The 21,796-nt window shown below is 63.3% G+C and carries 22 protein-coding genes and 1 pseudogene; 17 read left to right on the forward strand and 6 right to left on the reverse strand.

Annotation, left to right across the window (positions count from 1 at the left end; all coding sequences use genetic code 11):
* Positions 1–131 precede the first annotated feature (131 nt).
* Both ACQCSU_RS08810 and ACQCSU_RS08815 read left to right on the forward strand, forming a co-directional pair.
* Entirely contained in the window at positions 132–557 is a 426-nt protein-coding gene (locus tag ACQCSU_RS08810) for a hypothetical protein (RefSeq protein ID WP_426979362.1), read from the forward strand.
* Between the two features lie 140 nt (positions 558–697).
* On the forward strand, positions 698–1,516 hold the full coding sequence (locus ACQCSU_RS08815; RefSeq protein ID WP_426979363.1) for a DUF1206 domain-containing protein: 819 nt from the start codon (positions 698–700) through the stop codon (positions 1,514–1,516).
* A gap of 69 nt (positions 1,517–1,585) precedes the next feature.
* On the opposite strand, the pseudogene ACQCSU_RS08820 reads toward ACQCSU_RS08815, so the two are convergent.
* Positions 1,586–2,745: pseudogene (locus tag ACQCSU_RS08820) on the reverse strand (calcium:proton antiporter).
* A gap of 171 nt (positions 2,746–2,916) precedes the next feature.
* Between ACQCSU_RS08820 and ACQCSU_RS08825 the strand changes: the two are divergent.
* On the forward strand, positions 2,917–3,516 hold the full coding sequence (locus ACQCSU_RS08825; RefSeq protein ID WP_426979364.1) for a GNAT family N-acetyltransferase: 600 nt from the start codon (positions 2,917–2,919) through the stop codon (positions 3,514–3,516).
* Positions 3,517–3,608: 92 nt separating this feature from the next.
* On the opposite strand, the gene ACQCSU_RS08830 is transcribed toward ACQCSU_RS08825, so the two are convergent.
* Entirely contained in the window at positions 3,609–4,001 is a 393-nt protein-coding gene (locus tag ACQCSU_RS08830; protein ID WP_426979365.1) for a nuclear transport factor 2 family protein, read from the reverse strand.
* A gap of 244 nt (positions 4,002–4,245) precedes the next feature.
* Here ACQCSU_RS08830 and ACQCSU_RS08835 point away from each other — a divergent pair, with 244 nt between their 5' ends.
* The 4 genes from ACQCSU_RS08835 to ACQCSU_RS08850 all read left to right on the forward strand — a co-directional run bounded on the left by ACQCSU_RS08835 (position 4,246) and on the right by ACQCSU_RS08850 (position 7,401).
* Positions 4,246–4,710 (forward strand): DUF309 domain-containing protein, encoded by a 465-nt coding sequence (locus tag ACQCSU_RS08835; RefSeq protein WP_426979366.1) that lies wholly within the window; start codon positions 4,246–4,248, stop codon positions 4,708–4,710.
* Between the two features lie 227 nt (positions 4,711–4,937).
* The gene (locus tag ACQCSU_RS08840; protein ID WP_426979367.1) at positions 4,938–5,885 is read left to right on the forward strand and encodes a fumarylacetoacetate hydrolase family protein; all 948 of its coding nucleotides are present in this window, start codon (positions 4,938–4,940) and stop codon (positions 5,883–5,885) included.
* A complete protein-coding gene (locus ACQCSU_RS08845; RefSeq protein WP_426979368.1) occupies positions 5,886–6,644 on the forward strand; it encodes an SDR family NAD(P)-dependent oxidoreductase in 759 nt (252 codons plus the stop codon).
* A gap of 85 nt (positions 6,645–6,729) precedes the next feature.
* The gene (locus ACQCSU_RS08850) at positions 6,730–7,401 is read left to right on the forward strand and encodes a FadR/GntR family transcriptional regulator (protein WP_426979369.1); all 672 of its coding nucleotides are present in this window, start codon (positions 6,730–6,732) and stop codon (positions 7,399–7,401) included.
* 77 nt (positions 7,402–7,478) lie between these two features.
* On the opposite strand, the gene ACQCSU_RS08855 is transcribed toward ACQCSU_RS08850, so the two are convergent.
* From ACQCSU_RS08855 to ACQCSU_RS08865, 3 genes are all read right to left on the reverse strand, one after another.
* Positions 7,479–8,696, reverse strand: coding sequence for a fumarylacetoacetate hydrolase family protein (locus tag ACQCSU_RS08855; RefSeq protein ID WP_426979370.1), 1,218 nt, complete (start codon positions 8,694–8,696; stop codon positions 7,479–7,481).
* On the reverse strand, positions 8,693–10,162 hold the full coding sequence (locus ACQCSU_RS08860; RefSeq protein WP_426979371.1) for an aldehyde dehydrogenase (NADP(+)): 1,470 nt from the start codon (positions 10,160–10,162) through the stop codon (positions 8,693–8,695). Before ACQCSU_RS08860 ends, ACQCSU_RS08855 begins: the two co-directional genes overlap by 4 nt.
* Before the next feature lie 132 nt (positions 10,163–10,294).
* A complete protein-coding gene (locus ACQCSU_RS08865; RefSeq protein WP_426979372.1) occupies positions 10,295–11,011 on the reverse strand; it encodes a GntR family transcriptional regulator in 717 nt (238 codons plus the stop codon).
* Between the two features lie 225 nt (positions 11,012–11,236).
* Here ACQCSU_RS08865 and ACQCSU_RS08870 point away from each other — a divergent pair, with 225 nt between their 5' ends.
* The 5 genes from ACQCSU_RS08870 (at position 11,237) to ACQCSU_RS08890 (ending at position 15,827) form a co-directional block, all read left to right on the forward strand.
* Complete coding sequence (locus tag ACQCSU_RS08870; RefSeq protein ID WP_426979373.1) at positions 11,237–12,076, forward strand: transporter substrate-binding domain-containing protein; 840 nt, start codon at positions 11,237–11,239, stop codon at positions 12,074–12,076.
* Between the two features lie 85 nt (positions 12,077–12,161).
* On the forward strand, positions 12,162–12,833 hold the full coding sequence (locus ACQCSU_RS08875; protein ID WP_426979374.1) for an amino acid ABC transporter permease: 672 nt from the start codon (positions 12,162–12,164) through the stop codon (positions 12,831–12,833).
* A complete protein-coding gene (locus ACQCSU_RS08880; protein WP_426979375.1) occupies positions 12,826–13,515 on the forward strand; it encodes an amino acid ABC transporter permease in 690 nt (229 codons plus the stop codon). The genes ACQCSU_RS08875 and ACQCSU_RS08880 overlap by 8 nt, the downstream gene beginning before the upstream one ends.
* A gap of 14 nt (positions 13,516–13,529) precedes the next feature.
* The gene (locus tag ACQCSU_RS08885) at positions 13,530–14,252 is read left to right on the forward strand and encodes an amino acid ABC transporter ATP-binding protein (protein WP_426979376.1); all 723 of its coding nucleotides are present in this window, start codon (positions 13,530–13,532) and stop codon (positions 14,250–14,252) included.
* A 36-nt stretch (positions 14,253–14,288) separates the two neighbouring features.
* On the forward strand, positions 14,289–15,827 hold the full coding sequence (locus ACQCSU_RS08890) for a UxaA family hydrolase (protein WP_426979377.1): 1,539 nt from the start codon (positions 14,289–14,291) through the stop codon (positions 15,825–15,827).
* 66 nt (positions 15,828–15,893) lie between these two features.
* Here ACQCSU_RS08890 and ACQCSU_RS08895 read toward each other — a convergent pair whose 3' ends face one another.
* The gene (locus tag ACQCSU_RS08895) at positions 15,894–16,676 is read right to left on the reverse strand and encodes a GntR family transcriptional regulator (RefSeq protein ID WP_426979378.1); all 783 of its coding nucleotides are present in this window, start codon (positions 16,674–16,676) and stop codon (positions 15,894–15,896) included.
* A gap of 173 nt (positions 16,677–16,849) precedes the next feature.
* Between ACQCSU_RS08895 and ACQCSU_RS08900 the strand changes: the two genes are divergently transcribed.
* Genes ACQCSU_RS08900 through ACQCSU_RS08920 form a run of 5 tightly spaced genes read left to right on the forward strand, consistent with a single transcriptional unit; the run spans position 16,850 to position 21,769 of the window.
* Positions 16,850–18,172, forward strand: coding sequence for an L-fuconate dehydratase (locus ACQCSU_RS08900; RefSeq protein WP_426979379.1), 1,323 nt, complete (start codon positions 16,850–16,852; stop codon positions 18,170–18,172).
* 60 nt (positions 18,173–18,232) lie between these two features.
* Positions 18,233–19,258 carry a zinc-dependent alcohol dehydrogenase gene (locus ACQCSU_RS08905; RefSeq protein WP_426979380.1) on the forward strand — a complete coding sequence of 342 codons (1,026 nt, stop codon included), beginning with the start codon at positions 18,233–18,235 and terminating at the stop codon, positions 19,256–19,258.
* Positions 19,255–20,025, forward strand: a complete 771-nt coding sequence (locus ACQCSU_RS08910) for an SDR family oxidoreductase (protein WP_426979381.1) — start codon at positions 19,255–19,257, stop codon at positions 20,023–20,025. Before ACQCSU_RS08905 ends, ACQCSU_RS08910 begins: the two co-directional genes overlap by 4 nt.
* A complete protein-coding gene (gene eda, locus ACQCSU_RS08915; protein ID WP_426979382.1) occupies positions 20,022–20,687 on the forward strand; it encodes a bifunctional 4-hydroxy-2-oxoglutarate aldolase/2-dehydro-3-deoxy-phosphogluconate aldolase in 666 nt (221 codons plus the stop codon). Before ACQCSU_RS08910 ends, eda begins: the two co-directional genes overlap by 4 nt.
* On the forward strand, positions 20,687–21,769 hold the full coding sequence (locus tag ACQCSU_RS08920; protein ID WP_426979383.1) for a PfkB family carbohydrate kinase: 1,083 nt from the start codon (positions 20,687–20,689) through the stop codon (positions 21,767–21,769). Before eda ends, ACQCSU_RS08920 begins: the two co-directional genes overlap by 1 nt.
* Positions 21,770–21,796 lie beyond the last annotated feature (27 nt).

Below are 21,796 nucleotides of genomic sequence, written 5' to 3' on the forward strand. Positions count from 1 at the left end.
GGGCCGTCACTCATGAACACGCGACACTAGCTGCGGGCCGTCGCGACCCATTGTCCTCGACGAGCTGCCCGCCGGGAGGTAAGCTGGCTTACTACCGAAAAGCGGCAGACACCAATCGCAAAGGTAAGCCGATGTCCGAGAATCCGCACGGCGGCCAGGACGCCGCATCCCAGGCCCGGCATCCCGCGCCGAGTGCCGACATCCCGGCCGATCAAGCCCGCAACGGTGCAGATGTGGGCGAAGCGGTCGACATCGCCGAGTCGGGCACCAAGGCGCAGGGTGACCACTCGCGTCCGGAACATGCCAAATCAGGCGAGGCGCCCGTAGAGCAGGTGTTCAACGACCCCGCCATGACCGAGGGACAGCGGACCGTGACCCGCTCTGCGACAGCCGGGGCCGTACCGCCTGGACCGTCACCTGCCGAAGCCGGATCCGGTGGAGCCCAGTCCCCTATTGGGGCTCGGGAGTCGGACCGTCTCGCGGCCGGCGAGCCGCCGACCGCAGGCAAGCCCTTCGACACCGGCACAGAGGACACCGAAACCGACAGCGACGGATAGCACGTTTGCCGGAACGGTCCGTGTATGCCCGGGCTGTCTTCGCTGGCTCAGACCGGGCCTGTATCAGCGCGGTCTCACGTGGCAAAATGGGTGTGTTACCCGCCCCGCATTCGCATCGCGCCTGCACCAAGGAACGAAGAATGAAGAAAGAGCTGAACGAGGCCGCGAACGCGGTCGAGGAGGCATCGAACTCCAGGGCTCTTGTGATCGCTGCCAGGGCAGGTTTTGCCGTCAGCGGCCTGTTGCACGTTCTGACCGGCTCCGTCGCCATCCAGTTGGCCTTCGGCAAGGCGGGACAGGCCGACCAGGGCGGTGCCGTCGCCCAACTCGCCGGCCAGCCCCAGGGGCTGCTGCTGCTGTGGACCGGATTCGGCGCCTGTGTGGCCTTGGCCCTGTGGCAAACCGGAAACGCCGTGTTCGGCTACGGTCAGCAGGAAACCAAGAAGAAGGTGGGGAACAGACTTTCCGCAGGCGGCAAGGCAGTGGTGTTCGCCGCCATGGCCCTGACGTTCGCTGCCTCCGCGAGCGGAAACAGCAAGAACAGCGGACAAACCACCAGCGATTTCACGGTCTCAATCATGAAAGCTCCCGGGGGTCCATTCCTACTGATCATTATCGGGGCCGCGGTCGCCGTCGTCGGCATTGTCTTCGTGGTCCGCGGATTCAAGGCATCGTTCAAGAAGGATCTGCGGCTGCCTCCCTCGGGCACCGGTCGGTCCGTTGTGACGGGGTTGGGCGTGGCCGGCTACATAGCCGAGGGCATCGCACTGTTTCTGGTGGGATTGCTGTTCATCATTGCCACCGTAAACGCCCGCCCTCAGGAGTCCACTGGCCTGGATGGCGGATTGAAGGCGCTGCGCGAGCAGCCGTACGGGGTATATCTGCTGACCGCCGTCGGTGCCGGCCTGATCTGTTACGGCCTTTACCTGATGGTGAAGACCAAATTCGCGCGGATGTAAACTGCCCCACGTTTCATGTCGGTGGACCTGTCTGCGCCTCTGTCTGTTTCTTTGACGAACCCGCGAGGCTCAGGAGAATACGGCGATGCCGTAGACCGCGAAGACCACGAGATGGGCTGCGCCGTGCATCGCCGTCACCTTCTTGGAAGCAAGCGTTGTCACCGACAGCATCAACGTGACGCCAAGGAGTAACAGGTTGGCCGAGGACTCGCCCAGAACGACGGCCTGGCCGGTGACGAGGCCGATAACGAGGACTGCGGGAATGGTCAGGCCAACCGTGGAGACCAGTGCACCATGACATAGATTGCTGACACGCTGAATCTCGCCCTGCAGCGCGGCGCGCACTGACGTGATCGACTCGGGCAAGAAAACAATCATGGCGATCAGAATGCCGGAAAGCGCCACGGGCGCACCGACGCGCCCGAGCCCGTCGTCCAGAAGAGTGGCCATGCCGTGCGAGAGCAGCACGATGGGCAAGACCGTCACGACAAGCAACGCAATCCGCAGCAATAACTCGGAACGATGCTCGGCGATGACGCGGATGACGCTCCGGCGGCCCTGCTCGGAGGCGTCGCTGCCACGTAAGCCCGGACCGGCGGAGAATCGTGGATCGACTTCCGGAAGTCGTCGGCTTGCCTGCCCATCTGCCGGTAGAGGAAGAAGGCATATAAGGCGAGGGTCAGCACGATGATGGGGATCTCCTGCCGCGGCGTGTAGGAGCCGTCACGACCAATCAGGGCCGGCAGGGCAAAGGCCAACGAGACGAGAACGACGAGCAAGGCGAGATAGGAGGAGGTGCCAGTGCGGTTGTGGCCCAGATTGCCGTGCTTGATCGCCCCGACGAGAAGAGAGAGCCCGATCACCGCATTGAGAATAATCATCGATACGGCCATCACCGAGTCTCGTGCGATGGTGGTGTGCTCCCCGGGCCCCAGCATGACGGCAGAAATGAGCACCACCTCGATCAACACGATCGAGAGTGTGAGGACCAGGGAGCCGTAGGGATCACCAAGGCGGTGGGCGAGATGTTCGGCCTCATGGACCACCCCGAAGGCGCAGACCAGAACGACACCGACGATGACCACGAGCGCAGCAACCAGCAGCGGCGTGGGAACGGGTGGCTCAAGCAGGGGCCCGGCAAACACCAATCCGACGACGGCGCCCCCGCCGACCACGAGGCGCACAATAGCGACGGGCGTGAAAATGGATCGCCCAGTAGAGGAAAACACGGGTTGAACCCCATTCCACGAGGCCGTCCCCGTGTCGACCGACCGAACGGGCCGTCCCGTCCGCAGCGCTGCTGTCACACTCTGCCGCTCATGCTACTGCAGGGCAGTCACGATCCCGGCAGGCTCAAATACGATTGACATACGATCGATATCGAAAGGCTTGAGATGTCTATGAAGGTCACTACCACGACGCTCCATATGCGCCTCCCGCCCGATTGGGCGGCGCGCCCTTTGCCCGATGAGACACGTCTGGACCGAGCTGTTGGGGTCACACCGGAGTACGCCCGCTTCCTCTATGGCCTGGTCGGCGGGCCGTGGCACTGGACGGATCGGCTTGAGTGGACACGGCAGCAGTGGGCCGAGGAGCTCGCGGTGCCGGGTACAGAGTTCTGGGTCCTCTATGGTGAGGGCGTGCCGTGGGGCTATGTCCACCTTCAACCTGTCGTCGCCGAGGATGGCACGCACGTCGAGGTCAGGTACTTCGGCCTCGCAGAGCAGGCGATCGGCCGAGGCCTCGGGGGTCGGCTTCTGGAACACGGCATCACGGCGGCATGGTCGCTGACACAGCGCTTCGACCTCCCGCAGGTGGCCCGTGTCTGGGTCCACACCTGTGCCCTCGACGGTCCCGCAGCCCTGGCGAACTACCAGGCGCGCGGCTTCGTGATTTGCCAGACCGAGGAAGCGGACGACGATGTGCCGGACGAGCCGCTCGGTTCCTGGGTGTCCACCGGCGGGTCGACAAGGGGTCGCCTAACTGAGGCGGGCCACTAACGGTCGATTTCGGGATTTAAGGGACCGGCAACCCGGGGGTCACCCAGTAACAGGGGTGGAACAAGAATGGCGGTGGCCGTCCTGGCTGGAGGCTATGCCCAGAATGCGTCACCCTGTGCCGTGTCTGCGAAGAACTCCCGGCCCTCGGTAATCTGTCCGTCCCGAAGCTGGAACGCGAGTGCGCCGTCCCTGTCCAAAGTTTTGCCGTTGCTCTCAGCATGCTCGTGCTGCAGCGCCACCGAGTGGTCTTCCCCTCCGATGATCTCCTGGACGGTGACCTTGAAGCTGCCGCCGGAGCGTGTCCCCAGCTCGCCGAAGTACGCCAGGATAGCGTCGCGTCCCTGCTTTTTGCCCGATAGGACGCCGTTTCCGGCAGCATGCCAGACAGCGTTCTCCGCGAATAATTCGCCGAGTGTCGCCACATCCCCTGCAATGAAGGCCTCGTATCCGCGCCGGACCAGTTCAGCATTCTCTTCGGTTCCCATGTCGGGCACCTCTCCGTCATCGTCGTCGGGTCACTCTCGAACGGCTTAAGGCTATTCCTGGGCAATGTTCTTGTCGATGGGTCATCGGCATCGGCCAGACCGCCAAACGAACCTGCGAAAAACCGCCAAATGTAGGTAACAGTCACACATATGTTGTTCCAAAAAGCTCGTCTCCGACGAGCGTCCGGAACAACTTTCGGTACGGTGCGGTACGGTGCGGGTCTTAGCATTGGGCGTATGAAGGTTGGTAACGTCCACGCTCAGCGCGGAAACTGCAATGACCGGTGACAGGGATCGGGATGCATCAAGCCGCCCGCGGCAGGCCCGGCCACGTGACGCTCTCGGGCGGCCGCTGCCGTACGGAAGCGCTGGCGTCGAGCCGGTCTCGGAGGAGCCGCTGCCGCCGGCGGAGACGTTGGTCTCGGCCCGGAGCCTGGTGGACGCTGGCCGGCCGTTCGCAGCCCATGAGGTGCTCGAGGCCCGCTGGAAAGCTGGGCCGGCCGAAGAACGCAACCTGTGGCAAGGTCTCGCCCAGATCTGCGTCGGGCTCACCCACGCCGCCCGGGGTAACAGCGTTGGCGCGCTCCGGCTCTTCGAGCGCGGGGCGGCCCGGCTCGAGGAGTACGGTTCCGGCGAAGGGCCGACCTACGGGCTCGACTTGTCCGCCGTGGTGAGTTGCGCACGTGATCGGATGCGCACCGGCCGCTGAGCTTGCGACCAGCATCCTCGCGGCCCGTGAGGATCTCACGAATGCCCAATGCGGACCACAGACATCGGATGTATGGCTTGTCGATATCATTCCTTCGAGTACACTTGCATAAAATGCCCGCAGAAACCTCACTACGAATCGCCCATAACTCCGATGTTTGCGTGTTTCGCTAGGCGGACAGAGCGCCACGGGGACCCCTTGAAGGCGACTGAAAGGATATGACAAGAGTGAAAATCGCACGGCTGGGTCCAGTTGGACACGAGATACCTGTCGTCTACGCTTCGGCGGTGGACGGCGGGGAAAAGGCGTATGACGCGAGCAGCATCACGTCGGATATCGACGGCGCGTTCCTCGCTGCCGATGGGGTTTCGCGGCTCCGCTCCGCCCTCGCGGCGGGCACCCTGCCGGTCCTGCCCGGGGCCGCCAGCCTTCGGATAGGAACTCCTCTCGCCCGGCCCAGCAACGTGATCTGCATCGGCATGAACTATGCCGCCCACGCAGCGGAGTCCGGGTCCGCCGCGCCCGAGACCCCGGTGGTATTCCTGAAACCGAGCAATACCGTCGCCGGCCCTTGCGACGACGCCCCAATACCGCCGGGCAGCCGCAAGTACGACTGGGAAGTGGAGCTGGGCATCGTTATCGGCAGGGAAGCCAGCTACCTGGACACGCCCGCGGAAGCGATGGCCGCCGTCGCGGGTTACCTCGTGGCCAATGACCTCTCCGAGCGCGAGTACCAGCTTCCGGGCGCTGCCGGGCAATGGACGAAGGGCAAATCGCTGCCCAAGTCCACGCCGCTGGGGCCCTGGCTGGTCCCGGCCGACGAAGTGGACGCCGGCAACCTCCGGCTGCGCAGCTGGGTGAACGGGGAAGAGCGCCAGGATTCGAACACCGCGGACCTGATCTTCGACGTCGCAACCGTGGTGCACCACGTGAGCCAGTACATGCTGCTGGAACCGGGCGACGTCATCCTCACTGGCACTCCGGAGGGCGTGGCACTCTCCAGCCGCTACCCCTACTTGCAGGAGGGCGACGTCGTAGACCTCGAGATTGAGGGCCTGGGCCGGCAGCGTCAGACATACGTGCGCACTCGTGTCCCGCTATCACCTGCCCGGGTGGAAGCCGCGGATCCGCACCGCTACCCCGAAGTCGCCACCAGCACTAGCAAGGAAGCCTGAATGGGCCAGGAAATGACGAAGCTCGTCGCCGTCGTCACCGGCGGGGCATCCGGGATCGGCGCCGCCATATCCGCCCGCCTGCAGGAGTTCGGCGCCCAAGTTGCCGTGCTGGACCTCCACCCCACCGGTCTGCCGGACGGCCAACTCGGCCTGGTCTGCGACGTCTCCAACGACGCTTCCGTTCGGGCCGCCATCGAGACGGTGCGGGCCTCGTTTGGCCGGTTGGACATCGTCGTCAACAACGCCGGCATGGGAGCCCAGGGCACCGTGGAGGACAACGACGACGACGAATGGCACCGTGTCTGGGACATCAACGTCGTCGGGATGGTCCGCGTTGCCCGTGCCGCCCTGCCGCTGTTGCGCGAGTCGCCGTCGGCCGCCATCGTCAACACCTGCTCTATTGCCGCTACCGCCGGGCTACCCCAACGCGCGCTCTACAGCGCTACTAAAGGGGCTGTACTCTCCCTCACCCAAGCCATGGCTGCCGACCATCTGCGCGAAGGGATCCGGGTCAACTGCGTCAACCCCGGCACCGCGGACACACCTTGGGTGGGACGGCTGCTGGACGCCGCCCCCGATCCCGACGCCGAACGCCTGGCCCTGAACGGCCGCCAGCCGCATGGCCGGCTGGTCACTGCGGACGAAGTCGCGGGGGCTGTTGTCTACCTGGCCAGCCCGCTCTCCGGCTCCACCACTGGTACGTCCATAGCCGTTGACGGGGGCCTCCAGGCACTTCGGCTGCCCGCAGCCCGGCTGTAGGACTGAACACTTCCGTCCCTTTCGTTCACGAATGACCCATGTCCCGGCGTGGCAAACCACCAACCTGTCCGAGGGGATGAGTCTTATGACCGTAACCGATGAAGCAATTCTGAAGATCAAGGAAATGATCCTCGAGGGACAGCTCAAGGCAGGAGAGCGCCTACCGCCGGAGAAGGAACTCAGTGAACAGCTCGGATTGTCCCGGAGCTCGTTACGTGAAGCGGTCAAGGCTCTGGAAATCATCCGTGTTCTCGATGTGCGCCGTGGCGACGGCACCTACGTGACGAGTCTGGAGCCACGGCTTCTGTCAGAGGCCATGGCTTTCATCGTGGACCTGCAACAGGACACCTCGGTACTCGAGCTCTTCGAGGTGCGTCGAATCCTGGAGCCGGCAGCTGCAGCCATCGCCGCCGGCCGGATCAGCAGTGATCAGCTCGCCCTGCTCCGAGCAAGCATGGCCACTGTCCGGAAAGACACCTCGGTAGAGGAACTGGTCTCCCACGACCTGGAATTCCACCGCATCATTGCCCAAGCCAGCGGCAACAGCTACCTCGCAAGCCTCCTTGATGGCCTCTCCAGCGGCACCGTGCGAGCCAGGATCTGGCGCGGCCTGACCGAGGAACGCGCGGTCACACGTACTATTGACGAGCATGCCGCCATCGTGGAGGCGCTGGGCCGTGGCGATAGCGAGCTCGCCCGGTCCTTGCTGACTGTCCATATCTCCGGCGTCGAGAACTGGCTCCGCGAAGCGATCTAATGAGGCTCAACCTGTGCCGTGGCGGCGCCGGGGCCGGTCCAGGTCACCACAGCACAGGTCGTCAGCCGCTCCCCCGGTCAGTCCGCGTTGACAGATGCCGGGCTCGTGTCGGCCCCAACGCGCTGGAGATAGCCCAGCAGATCGCGGAGGCCGTAGCTCCAGGGAGGGAGCTCTTCGGTAGGTCCCACCTTGTTGATCAGTGTTCCGAGATGAGAGCTGGAAATTTCCACGGTGTCTCCCATCTGGTGAGTAAACCCTCGGCCAGGCTCATCCCGGTCCTGTGTGGGGGCGAACAGTGTGCCGGTGTATAGAGCGAAGCCGTCCGGATATTGGTGGTGGTCGCCGTGTGTCGCGGAAATCAGCTCTTCGAAGCTGCGGCTGATCCGGCCGACGCTGCTGCTCCCCGTCAGCAGGTAGCCATCCGGGCCCTGGACCTTGAGGAGAATTTCCTCGGTGCGCAGGGTCTCCAAAGTGAACTCCTCGTCAAACAGGCGGATGAAGGGGCCCAGCGCACTGGACGCGTTGTTGTCCTTTGCCTTTCCCAGCAGCAGTGCGCTGCGGCCCTCGACATCGCGCAGGTTCACGTCGTTGCCGAGCGTTGCTCCCACAGCCGCTCCGCGCGAGTTGACGAGGAGGACGAGCTCCGGTTCCGGATTGTTCCAGGACGAGAAGGATGGGATCCCGATCATCGCGCCTGTTCCGACCGACGAGAGCACGGGTGCCTTGGTGAAAACCTCCGGGTCCGGACCTATGCCCACTTCGAGGTACTGGGACCAGAGCCCTTCCTCTATCAGCACTTTCTTGGCTTCAACGGCTTCTTTCGATCCGGGCCGCACTCCTGCCAGGCTGCCGCCAAGGGCTGCGCCGACTCGGTCCCGCATTTTTGCTGCCAGTTGCGGATTGCCGCCGGCCCGTTCCTCGATGACCCGTTCGATCATGCTGTCCACGAAGGTCACGCCGCAGGCCTTAATAACCTGCAGATCTACCGGAGCCAGCAAATGGGAGCGCTCAGTGTCCCTGGACATTGAGGCATCTATGATGTCAGCCGTGCGCCAGCGAGGCGTTGTCATAGCCGCTCTGACGTCGGGGAGGAGAGTCTTGGATTCGAGCAGATCCGACACGGTGGCGGTGATGGGCTGGAGATCGAAGGCGTTTTCCCCGCGGAAAGCCGCGACGCGTGGGCCCCGGGTGTCAACGTCCCAGACACGGCCGATGAGCAGGGCGTTCTCGGAGTCCTCGGGCAGTACGTCCCTCATCGTCAGCCGCGTGGGGAGGCTTTCGCTAGGAGTAGTCATCGGGCGTCCACCTTTGGCTGCGGTCGGGTCCAGGTCCCATCGATGCGTTGCGGCACCGACCATGGGTTTGTGTCTTGTAGTGGTTCCGGCAGCCGTGAGGAGGGGAAATCCTGGTGCGCCACCGGACGCATGAAGCGCCCGACGGCGGCCGTCCCCACGGACGTCGTGGCCGAAGTCGTGGCGGGGTAAGGCCCGCCGTGGTGCTGGGCGAAACTGACGGTGACGCCGGTGGGCCAGCCGTTCCAGAGAACCCGTCCGCTGATGTCGGCGAGTCGGGCCGCGAGTTCAGTGACGTCGTCGTCCGCTTCGGCCTGCAGAGTAGTGGTCAGCTGGCCCTCAAGCAGCTCGGCGAGAGCCGTCAGCTCGGACTCCTCCCGGTATTCAACGAGCAGGCTGGCCGGGCCGAACATTTCCTGGCGCAGCAGCTCGGGCTGGTCGAATACCGCAGCGCTGGCCGCGCGCAGCACGGTCGGCATCGGGGCAGGATCGAAGTTTCCCTCGAAAAGCGGTTCCACGCCCGGCTGTCCGGCAACCTCTTTGACGGCATTGCGATAGCCCTCGTGCAGCCGTGCGGTGAGCAGCGGCGCCGGCTCGAAGCCCGCGAACGCTGCGCGCAGCATGTCGCCGGCTTCCGCCGTCGTCCCCCCGGGGACAAAGAGGAGGCCAGGTTTGGTGCAGAACTGCCCCATGCCGAGGCTGAGTGACGCCGCGTAGCCGCTGAGGATACTGTCCTTGCGCGCCGACCACGCCTTTTCGGTCACGAAGACGGCGTTGATGCCGCCGAGCTCTCCATAAAACGGGATCGGCTCCGCCCTGGCGAAGGCCCGCTCCGCCAACGCGCGTCCGCCCGCCGTGGAGCCTGTGAAGCCGATGGCCTTAACCAGCGGGTGGTCCACCAGCGCTTCAGCCGCCGCCCGGCCCGTGATCAGGGCGAAGAGACCTTCCGGTGCTCCCGCCTCACGGAGTCCGCGCTGCACGGTTTCAGCCGTGCGGAGCGAGAGTCCAGGGTGCCCTTCGTGGGCCTTGTAGACAACGGAACATCCGGCCGCGAGGGCCGATGCGCTGTCCCCGCCCATGACGCTGAAGGCAAACGGGAAGTTGGAGGCGCCGAAGACGCCCACAACGCCCAACGGCACATTCATCCGCCGCAGATCGGGCCGGGAGCCCATCCCCCAGTTGGGATCCGCGTGGTCGATGGTGGCGTCCAGGTGCTCACCCGAGCGGATTTCCGCGGCGAACAGTCGGAGCTGGAAAACGGTGCGCTTCAGTTCGCCTTGGAGTCTGGCGACACCGAGGTTGGTCTCGCGGGCGGCCAGCGGAACGAGGACCTCGGCGTCCTCTTCCATGGCCGCGGCCACCGTCTCGAGCCATCCGGCCCGGGTGCTCAAATCGGCGCGTCGCCCGAGCAGGAAGGCGGCGTGGGCCGCCTCAACCGCCGTGTTTAGGTCCGGGACGCTGGTGCTCACTGTGCGGCCTCGTCGCCGGTGGTGATGGAAATGGTCATTGCCATGAAGTCTCTATCTCCTGAGCGGAACGGATCGTATATGGATGTAACGCATCATATACGCGATGTGACTCAGATCAAGCGGAACCGCCGATCAGGGTGTCATTCGTCCGAGCACGGCGTCCGGCAATGGGGGTGTCTCCGCGACGAAGGCACGTGCGAAGCGGTGGAAGGAGTTGCGGAGGTGCGCGCTCATAGCCTCCTCGGCTGCTGTCGGATCCGCGGCTGCAATGGCGTCGCGGATGCCTCGGTGCTCCATCAGGGTGACCCTGCTGTCCAGGTCCGCGGGGTAGAGCCGGAACATGTGCAGGTGGCAATGGGTTTGGACGTAGGCCTGCTGAACCACCGGATTGCCGGCAGAGGCCAGGATCATGTCATGGAAGCGTGCGTCATGGGCCAGCAGATCCTGGCGTACGTTCGCGGTGTCATCCACCTGGCGCTCAAGCACCTCGAGTTCGGCCCGCAGGGCCGCCGAGGGGTTGGACAGCCGGTCCACTGCGGCGGATCGCGCGGCCCAGGGCTCAACCAGCAGCCGAAACTCGAACAGGGAACGGAGTTCCGCCAGGCTCAACAGGGGCGTGGTGCTGTACCCCCGGCCAGGGTAGTACACCAGCAGGTTGTCGCCCTCCAGATGCTGCAGCGCTTCGCGGACCGGGGTCTGGGACACCCCTAGGCGCCGGGACACCGCATCGATGTTAATGCGCGTACCCGGAGCGATATCGCCATCCAGTATTGACTGGCGAAGCGCCGAATACACGTCGCTGGCGGCGACCTTAGCCATCGTTACGTCGCTTGCAGCTGATGCTGTCACCCGCTCCTCCTCTCAGTTGCTGAATAGATCAATGGCCGCCCAGAACCGTGCGCCAGCCCGCTAGCCTGCGGCAGGGGCATATCGGCCAGGACTTGACCTGCATCACATTGCATATATGATACAACATATTCCTACAGGATCCCTCGCCGCGCGAGCAGCCCGGAATCCCGGAACGCTGTCACAGCCCGCTTCCGATACGCAGTAATGATCACCAGGAGAGTACTCATGTTCAGAGCAACGCCGAAGTTGCTTCTTGTTCCGGCCGTCGCGTTGGCCCTTACTTTGGGGGGCTGCTCGTCCGGCGGCGCTTCGAGCGGCGCCGGTGCCGCAACAGGAGCCGTGGCGGACAGCCACCTCACACAGATTCTCAAGACGAAGACGATCAAGATCGCCGTCAGTGCCGACTCTCCGGGTTATGGCGTGATGAGTTCATCGGGAGACCACGAGGGATTCGACATTGACGTCGCCAATGCCCTTGGCGCCTCGCTGGGCGCAAAGGTCGAGTTCGTTACCGCCACGAACGAAAGCCGCATCCCGTTGCTGCAGACCGACAAGGCGGATGCCGTGATTGCCACCTTCACCGCTTCGGATGCGCGCGCCCAGGTGGTGGACATGTCCGAGCCGTATGCCGCCAGCTCCACGGTCTTCATGGTGCCCGCGGGAAGCCCGATCTCCAGCTACGCGGATCTGGACGGCAAGTCGGTGGCTACGTCAAGGGGAAGCGTGGGCGAGCAAATCCTCAAGGCCAGCTTCCCCAACGCCAAAATAACCGGCTTCAATACGACAGCCGACTCTATTCAGGCACTTAAGAGCGGCAAGGTGGACGCACTCATTGAAAACAACGCCATCATTGGCGGGCTGGTGAAGAAGGAACCTTCTTCGTTCCAGGTTCTTAAGGGCGACCCGATCAAGCCGGCGCTGTTCTCCATTGGCGTCAAACAGGGTGACCAGACATGGCTTAACTACCTCAACAACTTCATCCGGAACTACAACATCTCCGGACAGAACGAGGCCTCCTTGCAAAAGTGGTTCGGGCTGGCCCTCCCTCCCTTCCTCGCACACTAAAAAGTATTCGAACGCGTCCTCAGGCGTGGGTGGATGACATGGAGTCTCCACCCACCCTGCCGTTCACGGATAGGATCCATTGCTCATGGCTTTATACTTCGGAGACCTTCTCCCGTTCACCTCGCTTTTACTCGAGGGGCTCTGGACGGCTTTGTACATCACGCTCGTGGCCATGCTGGCGGGAAGCGCACTCGGTGTTCTCGTGTACCTGGGGAAGGTCGGGCCTGGAAAACCAGTCAGCATCTTGTGCACCTGCTACATCGAGGCCATCCGCAACACGCCTCTGCTGGTACAGCTGTACCTGATCTACTTTGCCCTTCCCGCCCTGGGCATCAACCTCGAGCCTGTTTGGGCGGCCGTCATAGGCCTGACCCTGAACAACGCCGCATACACGGCGGAAATTTACCGGGCCGGGTTCGAATCGGTGCCCCACGGCCTACGTGAGGCTGGTAAAGCGCTAGGCATGAAGCCCGCCCAGATCGTGCGTTACATCGTACTGCTGCCGGCCACCCGAAACGTTTTCCCCGCACTGACCAACCAGCTCATTCTGCTGTTTTTGGCTTCATCGATTGGATCCATCATCTCGCTTCCTGAATTGACCAACGCGATCATGAGCGTCAGCAACACAACGTACCGAACTATCGAGGTACTCGCCGTCGGGGGGCTTCTCTACCTCGCCGTATCGGCCCTGATGTCGCTGGCCTCGAAACGGGCCGAAACGACGCTGTTCCGGTGGGCGGTGGGGACGCATGTTTAGGCCGTTCGATTGGCAGGACCTGATTCCGCTGGCCCAGGGGGCCTGGCTGACCATTCAGCTCTGCGCAGTATCCGGGATACTCGGAGTCATCTTCGGACTGATCCTCGGCATCGCCCGGACATCCCCGAGCAGGATCGCACGGTGGATCAGCACTATCTACATCAGCTGCGTACGCGGCATTCCCGTTCTGGTCATCATCTTCTTCGTCTTTTTCGGGATCCCGTTGCTGTTTCCCGGTCTGGAACCGGACAAGTTCTCCTCGGCCGTCATAGCACTGACGTGCTTCGCCGCCGCCTACGTGGCCGAAATCGTGCGCGGGAGCATCGAAGCCGTTGCCAAGGGACAAAGCGAAGCAGCAGATGCCCTGGGTCTGAACTACTGGCGGAAACTGAGATATGTCATCCTGCCCCAGGCCGTAAAGATCATGGTTCCCCCGGGAATCGGCTTCCTCATTGGCCTGGTCAAGGATTCGTCGCTGGTCACGGTCACCGGCCTGCTCGAGCTGACGCATGCGGGGAACATTGTCACCAACCTGACTGGTGACCCCATCAAGACGTTCCTGGTGGTCGCCGCCATGTACTTCGTCATTTGCTACGGCATCTCCCGGCTGGGCCGCCTGTACGAGAAACGCACCGGCGTCCGTGTCGACCCCCTCAAACTTCCAGAGCCCGCGGGCATTTAGATCGGAATACACCAGTGATTTTTGTTGAGAATTTGAATAAGAAGTTCGGGCCGAACCACGTGCTCAAAGGAATTGATTGCCATATCCGTGAACGTGAGGTGGTGTGCGTCATCGGTCCCTCAGGTTCAGGCAAAAGCACCTTTCTGAGGTGCATGAACGGCCTGGAATCGATCTCGTCGGGCAGCATCGTCATCAACAAGCACCGGCTGGACGATTCGAAGACGAATATCAATCTGGTCAGGCAGGAGGCGGGGATGGTCTTCCAGCATTTCAACCTGTTCCCGCACCTGAAAGTCATCGACAACGTCATGCTGGCACCGCTTAAGGTAGCCAAGACCTCCAAGGAGGAAGCCCGCGCCAAGGCCGAAATGCTGCTGACAAAGGTGGGCCTTGCGGAAAAAATGGACACCTTCCCGGGGAACCTGTCGGGCGGTCAGATGCAGCGGGTCGCCATAGCCCGCGCCTTGGCAATGGATCCCAAGATCATGCTTTTTGATGAGCCCACCTCGGCTCTCGACCCCGAAATTGTCGGCGAGGTGCTGGCCGTGATGAAGGCCCTGGCAAATGAGGGCATGACTATGGTGGTTGTCACCCACGAAATGGGCTTCGCCCGGGAAGTGGCCGACCGCGTGATCTTCATGGATCAGGGACGGATCGTCGAGGAAGGCACACCGGAAGAGATCTTCTCCTCTCCTCAGCACGGAAGAACTCAGGGATTCCTGAGCAAGATTCTCTAACCGCCCTGCCGAAACATCGAACAAAGGTTTATCCCAGTGACCCCTGCCATTGCGCCCCTGATTCACCTTCACACCGAAGACAACGTGGCCCTCACCACCCAGGACATGCGGGTAGCCTCAACGGCCAGTACCGGCGACCAGCTGGTGACGCTGGCCGCCGCGATTCCGCGCAGCCACAAGGTCGCCGTACGTGACATCGCCGCGGGCGAAGCAGTCCGCCGATACGGACAGATCATCGGTTTCGCCCGGTCGAACATCAGCACCGGAGACCACGTTCACCTGCACAATCTTGACTACAAGGAGTTCGACCGCGAGTACGAATTCTGCGTGGACGCCAAGGACGAGCCCATTCTGCCCCTCAGCGAGCGAGCGACCTTTCAGGGCTACGTCCGCTCGGACGGCAAAGTTGGAACCCGGAATTACATCGGAGTCCTGAGCACGGTCAACTGCTCCGCCACGGCAGCGAGCCAGATCGTCCAGCGTCTCCGGTTCTCGGGCGTGCTCGACCAGTATGAGAACATCGACGGCATCGTTGCACTGACGCACGGGACCGGGTGCGGGATGGCCCAGGTGGGCGAGGGCATGGACATCCTCCGCCGGACGATGCGCGGGTACCTCACCCATCCCAATTTCGGCGGCTTCCTGGTGCTTGGCCTTGGCTGCGAAGATAACCAGATCAACCAACTGACCCAGGACGTTCAGCTCCGCCAGGACCTGCCCATCGTCTACTCGACCATCCAGGAGCTGGGCGGGACGTCGAAGACCATTGCCGCCGGCATCAGTTGGCTCACGGGCATGATGGAGCAGGTCAACGACACGAAGCGAAGCACGGTCCCGGCATCCGAACTCATCCTCGGAACCAACTGCGGTGGCTCCGACGCCTACTCCGGGATCACAGCCAATCCCGCTCTCGGCAACGCCGTGGACCGTCTGGTCCACCAGGGAGGGACGGGGATCGTCGGCGAGACCCCCGAAATCTACGGCACCGAGCACATGCTCGTCCGGCGGGCGGCCACGGAGGCCGTGGCCCGCAAGCTGCTGGAACGCATCGATTGGTGGCGCGACTACACCGGGAAAAACTCGGGATCCATGGACAACAACCCGTCTCCGGGGAACAAGGACGGCGGCCTCACCACCATTCTCGAAAAATCCCTGGGCGCCGTCGCCAAGGGAGGCACGACCACCCTGGCGGACGTCGTGGAGTACGCGGCGCCAGTCACGTCCAAAGGGTTCGTCTTCATGGACACCCCCGGCCACGATCCTGTTTCGGTCACAGGCATCGTGGCCGGCGGAGCCAACCTCGTCTGTTTCACCACCGGACGCGGATCAGCGTTTGGATGCGCCCCGGTGCCAAGCATTAAACTCGCGACAAACACGGAGCTCTACATCCACATGACCGAGGACATGGACATCAACTGCGGCGGCGTGGCGGACGGCACGACCACGATCGAAGAGCTGGGTGAGGAAATTTTCAGGAAGATCCTCGACGTCGCATCGGGAACCCACACCAAGAGCGAAGACTTCGGCTACGGGGACAAGGAATTCGTTCCATGGATGGTCGGAACGGTGATGTAGCAACTGGGTGGCTCCGGGCTTCCAGAACAAAGGCCGGTTTCCCTTTGTTCCTGGAGGATGATCGTCCTAGCGCAGGAGCCGGACAGGTGGGCGCTTCGTGTGGGCAAGCGTCGCAGAGCCTGCGCTGACATCAAAGGCCCGGGAAAACCGGCCAAATGAATTCTTGATGTGGTCAGACATGACCTGCTCTGCCGTCTCCGGATCGGCGTTGGCGATGGCGTGGGCAATCATTCGATGCTCCTCGACGGTCGCAGCGCGGCCGATGTCCGTTGGATACAAGCGGAAGATATGCAGGTGGCAATGGGTCTGTGCGTATGCCTGCCCAATGACGGGGTTGCCGGTTGCCGTCAGGATCATTTCGTGGAAGCGCGCATCGTGCGCCACCATATCCTGACGCAGGTCCCCGTCCGGAGCCGCTGCTTCGAGGAAGTTTTCCACCTCATGAATGAGCCGGGTTCCCGGGTTGGAAAGTCTGTCAACTGCCACCGCCCGGGCCGCCCATGGCTCGACGAGCAGCCGGAACTCAAAGAGAGCGCGCAGACCCTGAAGGTCCAGGAGGGCCGTGGTGCTGTATCCCCTGCCCGGGGTGTAGACAATCAGGTTGTCGCCTTCAAGTCGCTGCAACGCTTCGCGAACCGGCGTCTGGGACACGCCAAAAGTCCGTGAAACAGCCTCAATATTGATGCGCGAGTCCGGTGCGATGTCCCCGGACATGATGGCGGCACGCAGCAATGCATACACCTCACTGGTTGGGACCTTGGCTTGGTCCGCAGGAGCACTTTTTGGCATCGGCCCTCCGCTTCTCCCTAAGTGTGGCCTTAACGAAGCATAAGTGATTGCCCCCTCCACGGCATCATGCCCAGGGCCCACCCGTACCAACTGGTCCGGAGCCCGCGCCGGCCCGAACAATCACTTGACTCAGATCACACCATATATATAATTATGAATATTCCTATAGGATTCGATCTCTGACCGTTCCACGCCACACCCGCACTCACCAGCTCATTCGTTAAGGAATCAAAATGACTGTCATCACCGGAGTCGACGTAATTGACGTCCGTTTCCCCACATCACTGACGGCGGACGGCTCTGACGCCATGAACAAGGACGGCGACTACTCCGCCGCCTACGTCGTCCTCCACACCGACGACCCGCAGCTCTCGGGCTACGGGTTCACCTTCACGATTGGCCGCGGCAACGATCTTTGCGTTGCCGCGGCCGAACAGCGTGCGCTTCCATTGATCGGACGGAGCGTCGAAGAGATCACCTCGGACCTGGGCGGCATCTATCGCGAGCTGCAGTCCGACTCCCAGCTTCGCTGGCTCGGTCCGGAGAAAGGCGTCGTTCATCTCGCCCTCGCCGCGGTCATGAACGCCGTGTGGGACATGGCCGCACGCCGGGCCGGAAAGCCGCTGTGGAAGCTGCTGGCCGACATGACGCCGGAAGAACTCGTCAACGCCGCAGACATGCGTTATCTCTCGGACGCGCTCACCCGCGACGAAGCACTGGAGCTGCTGAGGAACCTCGAAGGATCACGCAAAGACCGGATAGCGCAGCTGGATGTGTCCGGGTACCCCTCGTACACCACGTCTGCTGGCTGGCTCGGCTACTCCGACGACAAACTCCGCATGCTCTGCCAGGAGGCCGTGGACTCGGGCTACCGTCACATCAAGCTGAAGGTCGGCGCCGACCTTCAGGACGACATCCGCCGCTGTTCAATCGCCCGCGAAGTCATCGGCGACGACGCCCACCTGATGATTGACGCCAACCAGGTCTGGGATGTTCCGGAGGCCATCGAATGGGTCAGTGCCCTCGCCGAATTCAAACCGCTGTGGATCGAAGAGCCGACCAGCCCGGACGATATCCTCGGGCATGCAGCGGTCCGGAAGGCCGTGGCACCGATCGGTGTTGCCACCGGCGAACACGGAATGAACCGTGTCCTTTTCAAGCAGCTGTTCCAGGCCGAGGCCATCGACTACTGCCAGCTGGACGCCTGCCGGCTGGGCAGCGTCAACGAGGTTCTTTCCGTGCTTTTCATGGCAGCCAAATTCGGGGTCCCGGTTTGCCCGCATGCAGGCGGCGTGGGCCTCTGCGAGCTGGTGCAGCACCTGTCGATCTTCGACTTCGTTGCCGTCTCGGGAAGCCTCGAAGGGCGCGTCACGGAGTTCGTTGATCACCTGCACGAGCATTTCGTCGATCCCTGCGTTGTGCGCGACGGCGCGTACGTGCTGCCGTCCCTTCCCGGATACAGCGCCGAGATGTTCGAGACAACGCTTGCCGAGTTCTCATATCCCGCAGGCTCGTACTGGGGTAAAGCCAGGAACGCCACTCCCGTCAGCGTCTAAGTCACCCGCGGGGCCGGGCCTGTCCCGGCCCCGCAAAGCCTCCCATCAAAGGAAGAAGCCATGCCAGCGGCAACATACATCGGCAATAGCACCATCAACATGGTGGAAAGCACTCAACGCCCGCCCGCACCGGGCGAGGTCCAGATCGACGTGGCCTTCACGGGAATCTGCGGTACAGACCTTCACATCCTGCACGGCAACATGGACTCCAGAGTCACCTTTCCGGCGATCATTGGTCACGAAATGTCCGGCCGCATCTCCGCGCTCGGCGAAGGCGTCAGCGGCTGGAACCTTGGCGACCCGGTCACGGTCATGCCCCTGGACTGGTGCGGGGACTGCCCCGCCTGCAAGGCCGGACATGAGCATATTTGCCAGAATCTGAACTTCATCGGTATCGACTCGCCGGGGTCGCTGCAGAAGCAGTGGAACGTCCCGGAGAACGTCCTGGTCAGGCTGCCGGATTCCCTGCGCCTGGATCACGCCGCCCTTGTTGAACCCGTTGCGGTTTCGGTCCACGACGTCCGCCGCGCCGAGATTCAACCGGGCGAGAAGGCCGTCGTCATCGGTGGCGGCCCCATCGGCGTCCTCATCGCCACCACCGCCCGGCACGCCGGCGCCGAGGTTGTTGTGCTGGAACTCGACGGCGACCGCCGCGCCATGATTCAAGCGCTGGGCTTTGAAGTGCTGGACCCTCAGGCCCAGGACCAGGTCGAATGGGTCAATACCTGGACCGTCGGCGCCGGCGCCGACGTCGTCTTCGAGGTTTCCGGGGCTGCAGCCGCGGTTCTGGGCGCGACGGCGCTGGCAAAGGTGCGGGGCCGGCTCGTCGTCGTGGCCATCCACCCGCAGCCCCGGCCCGTGGACCTCCAGCGGGTGTTCTGGCGCGAACTGACCATCGTGGGCGCCCGGGTCTACGAACGCCGGGACTTCGAAACGGCGGTAGAGTTGCTGGCCGCCGGTGTCATACCGGCCGATCAGCTGATCACCGGAACCGTTCCGCTCGAGCGGACAGCTGATGCATTCAGCCGGCTCGCTGCCGGCGATGCCATGAAGATCCTGGTCGACTGCCAGGCGGTACCGGCGTGAGCACACATCCCTTCGACCTGACCGGGAAGCTTGCTGTTGTCACCGGCGCGAAGCGCGGGCTGGGCCGGGCAATGGCCGAGGCCCTGGCCGCCGCGGGAGCCGACATCATCGGCGTCAGCGCAACTCTGGAGCCCGAGGGCAGCCAGGTCGCGCAGGCGGTCGAGTCACACGGACGCTCGTTCAGTGCCCGCACCGTGGACTTCTCAGACCGGGACGCTGTCCGCGCCCTCGGCGCTGAGCTCGCAGCCCTGGAACGGCCAGTTGACATCCTCGTCAACAACGCAGGCACCATCGAACGGGCACCCGCAGCCGAGCACTCGGACGATCTCTGGGACCATGTGCTGCAGGTGAACCTGTCCTCGCAGTTCGTGCTCAGCCGCGAAATCGGCAAATCCATGATCGAGCGCGGCGCCGGGGGCAAGATCATCTTCACCGCATCCCTGCTGAGCTTCCAAGGTGGAATCAACGTCCCTGGATACACCGCCGCCAAATCCGGCATCGCCGGACTTACCAAAGCGCTGTCCAACGAGTGGGCGGTCCACGGCATCAACGTCAACGCCATCGCACCCGGATACATCGCCACGGACAACACTGAGGCCCTGCGTAACGACCCCAGCCGGTCCCAAGCAATCTTGAGCCGCATCCCGGCAGGCCGCTGGGGCACCGCCGACGACATGGCCGGGGCCGTCGTTTTCCTGGTCAGCCGCGCGTCGAACTACGTCTCGGGCACGGTGTTGTCAGTGGATGGCGGATGGCTGGGACGATGACTACCTCTACAGCAACCGTCATGGAGATACTCTCTGAAATCCAGATTGTTCCCGTCGTGGTCCTGGATGACCCGTCCGGGGCGAACGAACTCGCCGATGCCCTGGTTGAAGGCGGAATTTCCTGTGCCGAAATAACTTTTCGCACCGCTGCCGGCCTGGAAGCGCTGAAAGCGCTTCGCGGGCGTACCGATCTCTTGCTCGGTGCCGGCACCGTGCTGAATGCCGCGGATGTGGATCTCGCCGCCGACGCGGGGGCGAAGTTCATCGTCAGCCCCGGATTCGGACCGGACGTCGTCACACGGTGCCGTGAACGCGGAGTCACAGCCATCCCGGGAATCTCCACCGCCTCAGAACTGCAGACAGCTGTAGCCGCCGGGCTTCGGCACGTGAAGTTCTTCCCCGCCGAACATGCCGGTGGCCTCTCGATGCTCACTGCGCTCTCAGGCCCGTTCCCCGAGGTGCGGTTTATGCCCAGCGGCGGCCTCCGTCCAGAAAACGTCAACACCTACCTCGACCATCCTGCCGTGTTCGCCGCCGGCGGCAGCTGGATGGTTCCCCGCGCGGCGATCATTGCGGGCGATTTCCAGGAAATTGCACGGCTGTGCGCACAAACCCGATCACAGCTGACCGAACACAAAGGCAAGAACCAGGGATCGATCTGATGCCCCTGACAGTCAAAACCGACGCGTCCTACGACGCTGTCGCACTGGGCGAGATCATGCTGCGGCTGGACCCCGGAGCAGGACGGATCCGCACGGCCCGTCAATTCGATGTCTGGGAGGGCGGCGGGGAGTACAACGCCATCCGGGCGCTAAGCCACGTCTTCGGGCAGCGGACGGCCGCCTTGTCAGCCCTCGTGGACAATGACATCGGGCATCTTATCGAGAGCCTGGCCCGTGCCGGCGGAGTGGACACCTCACTCATTAAGTGGGTTCCGTATGACGGTCTGGGCCGTTCTGCCCGCAACGGGCTGAACTTCACGGAACGAGGCTTTGGCATTCGCGGCGCGCGGGGCGTCTCCGACCGCGGAAATACGGCAGTCTCCCAGATGAGCGCCGAAGATGTGGACTTCGAGGACCTCTTCGGCGTGCGCGGCGTCCGCTGGTTCCACACCGGCGGCATTTTCGCCGGCCTGTCCGAAAACTCCTGCGCGACAGCGATAGCCGCCATGAAGTGCGCACGGAAACACGGCACGGTTGTCTCCGTTGACCTCAATTACCGCCCGAGCCTGTGGGCAGACCACGGAGGCCAGCAGCGGGCGGCTGCCATATTCACGCAACTAACCGAAGCCGCGGACGTCGTCATTGGAGGTGAAACCGACTTCATAGACAGGCTTGGCATTGAGGCTCCCTCTGATTCCCTGGATGGGGCACCGCGTTTTACCGCAATCGCCTCCCGGACTCTTGCCCGGTTTCCCAACCTGCGCCTGGTCGCCACAACCACCCGCAGGGTCAGCAGCGCCAGCCGCAACGACTGGCAAGGCATGTGCCACACCTCAGTGACTGGAACCGTTACCTCCCGGGAACGGAGGGAACTGGAGATTCTCGACCGAGTTGGCGGTGGCGACGGCTTCGCTTCCGGAATTATCTACGGTCTGCTCCAGGGACTCTCTGTTCAAGAAGCCGTCGATATCGGTGCAGCCCACGGGGCACTGGCAATGACAACCCCCGGCGACAATTCGATGGCGACCCTGGCGGAAGTCCTGACAGCGGCTCAAGGACAGCGCACATCCACGAACCGGTAGTCATGCCTGCCGCGCAGGAAGCCGTTG

Origin of the sequence: Pseudarthrobacter sp. O4, assembly GCF_050157025.1 — a bacterium.
In the GTDB taxonomy this organism is placed as follows: Bacteria; Actinomycetota; Actinomycetes; order Actinomycetales; family Micrococcaceae; genus Arthrobacter.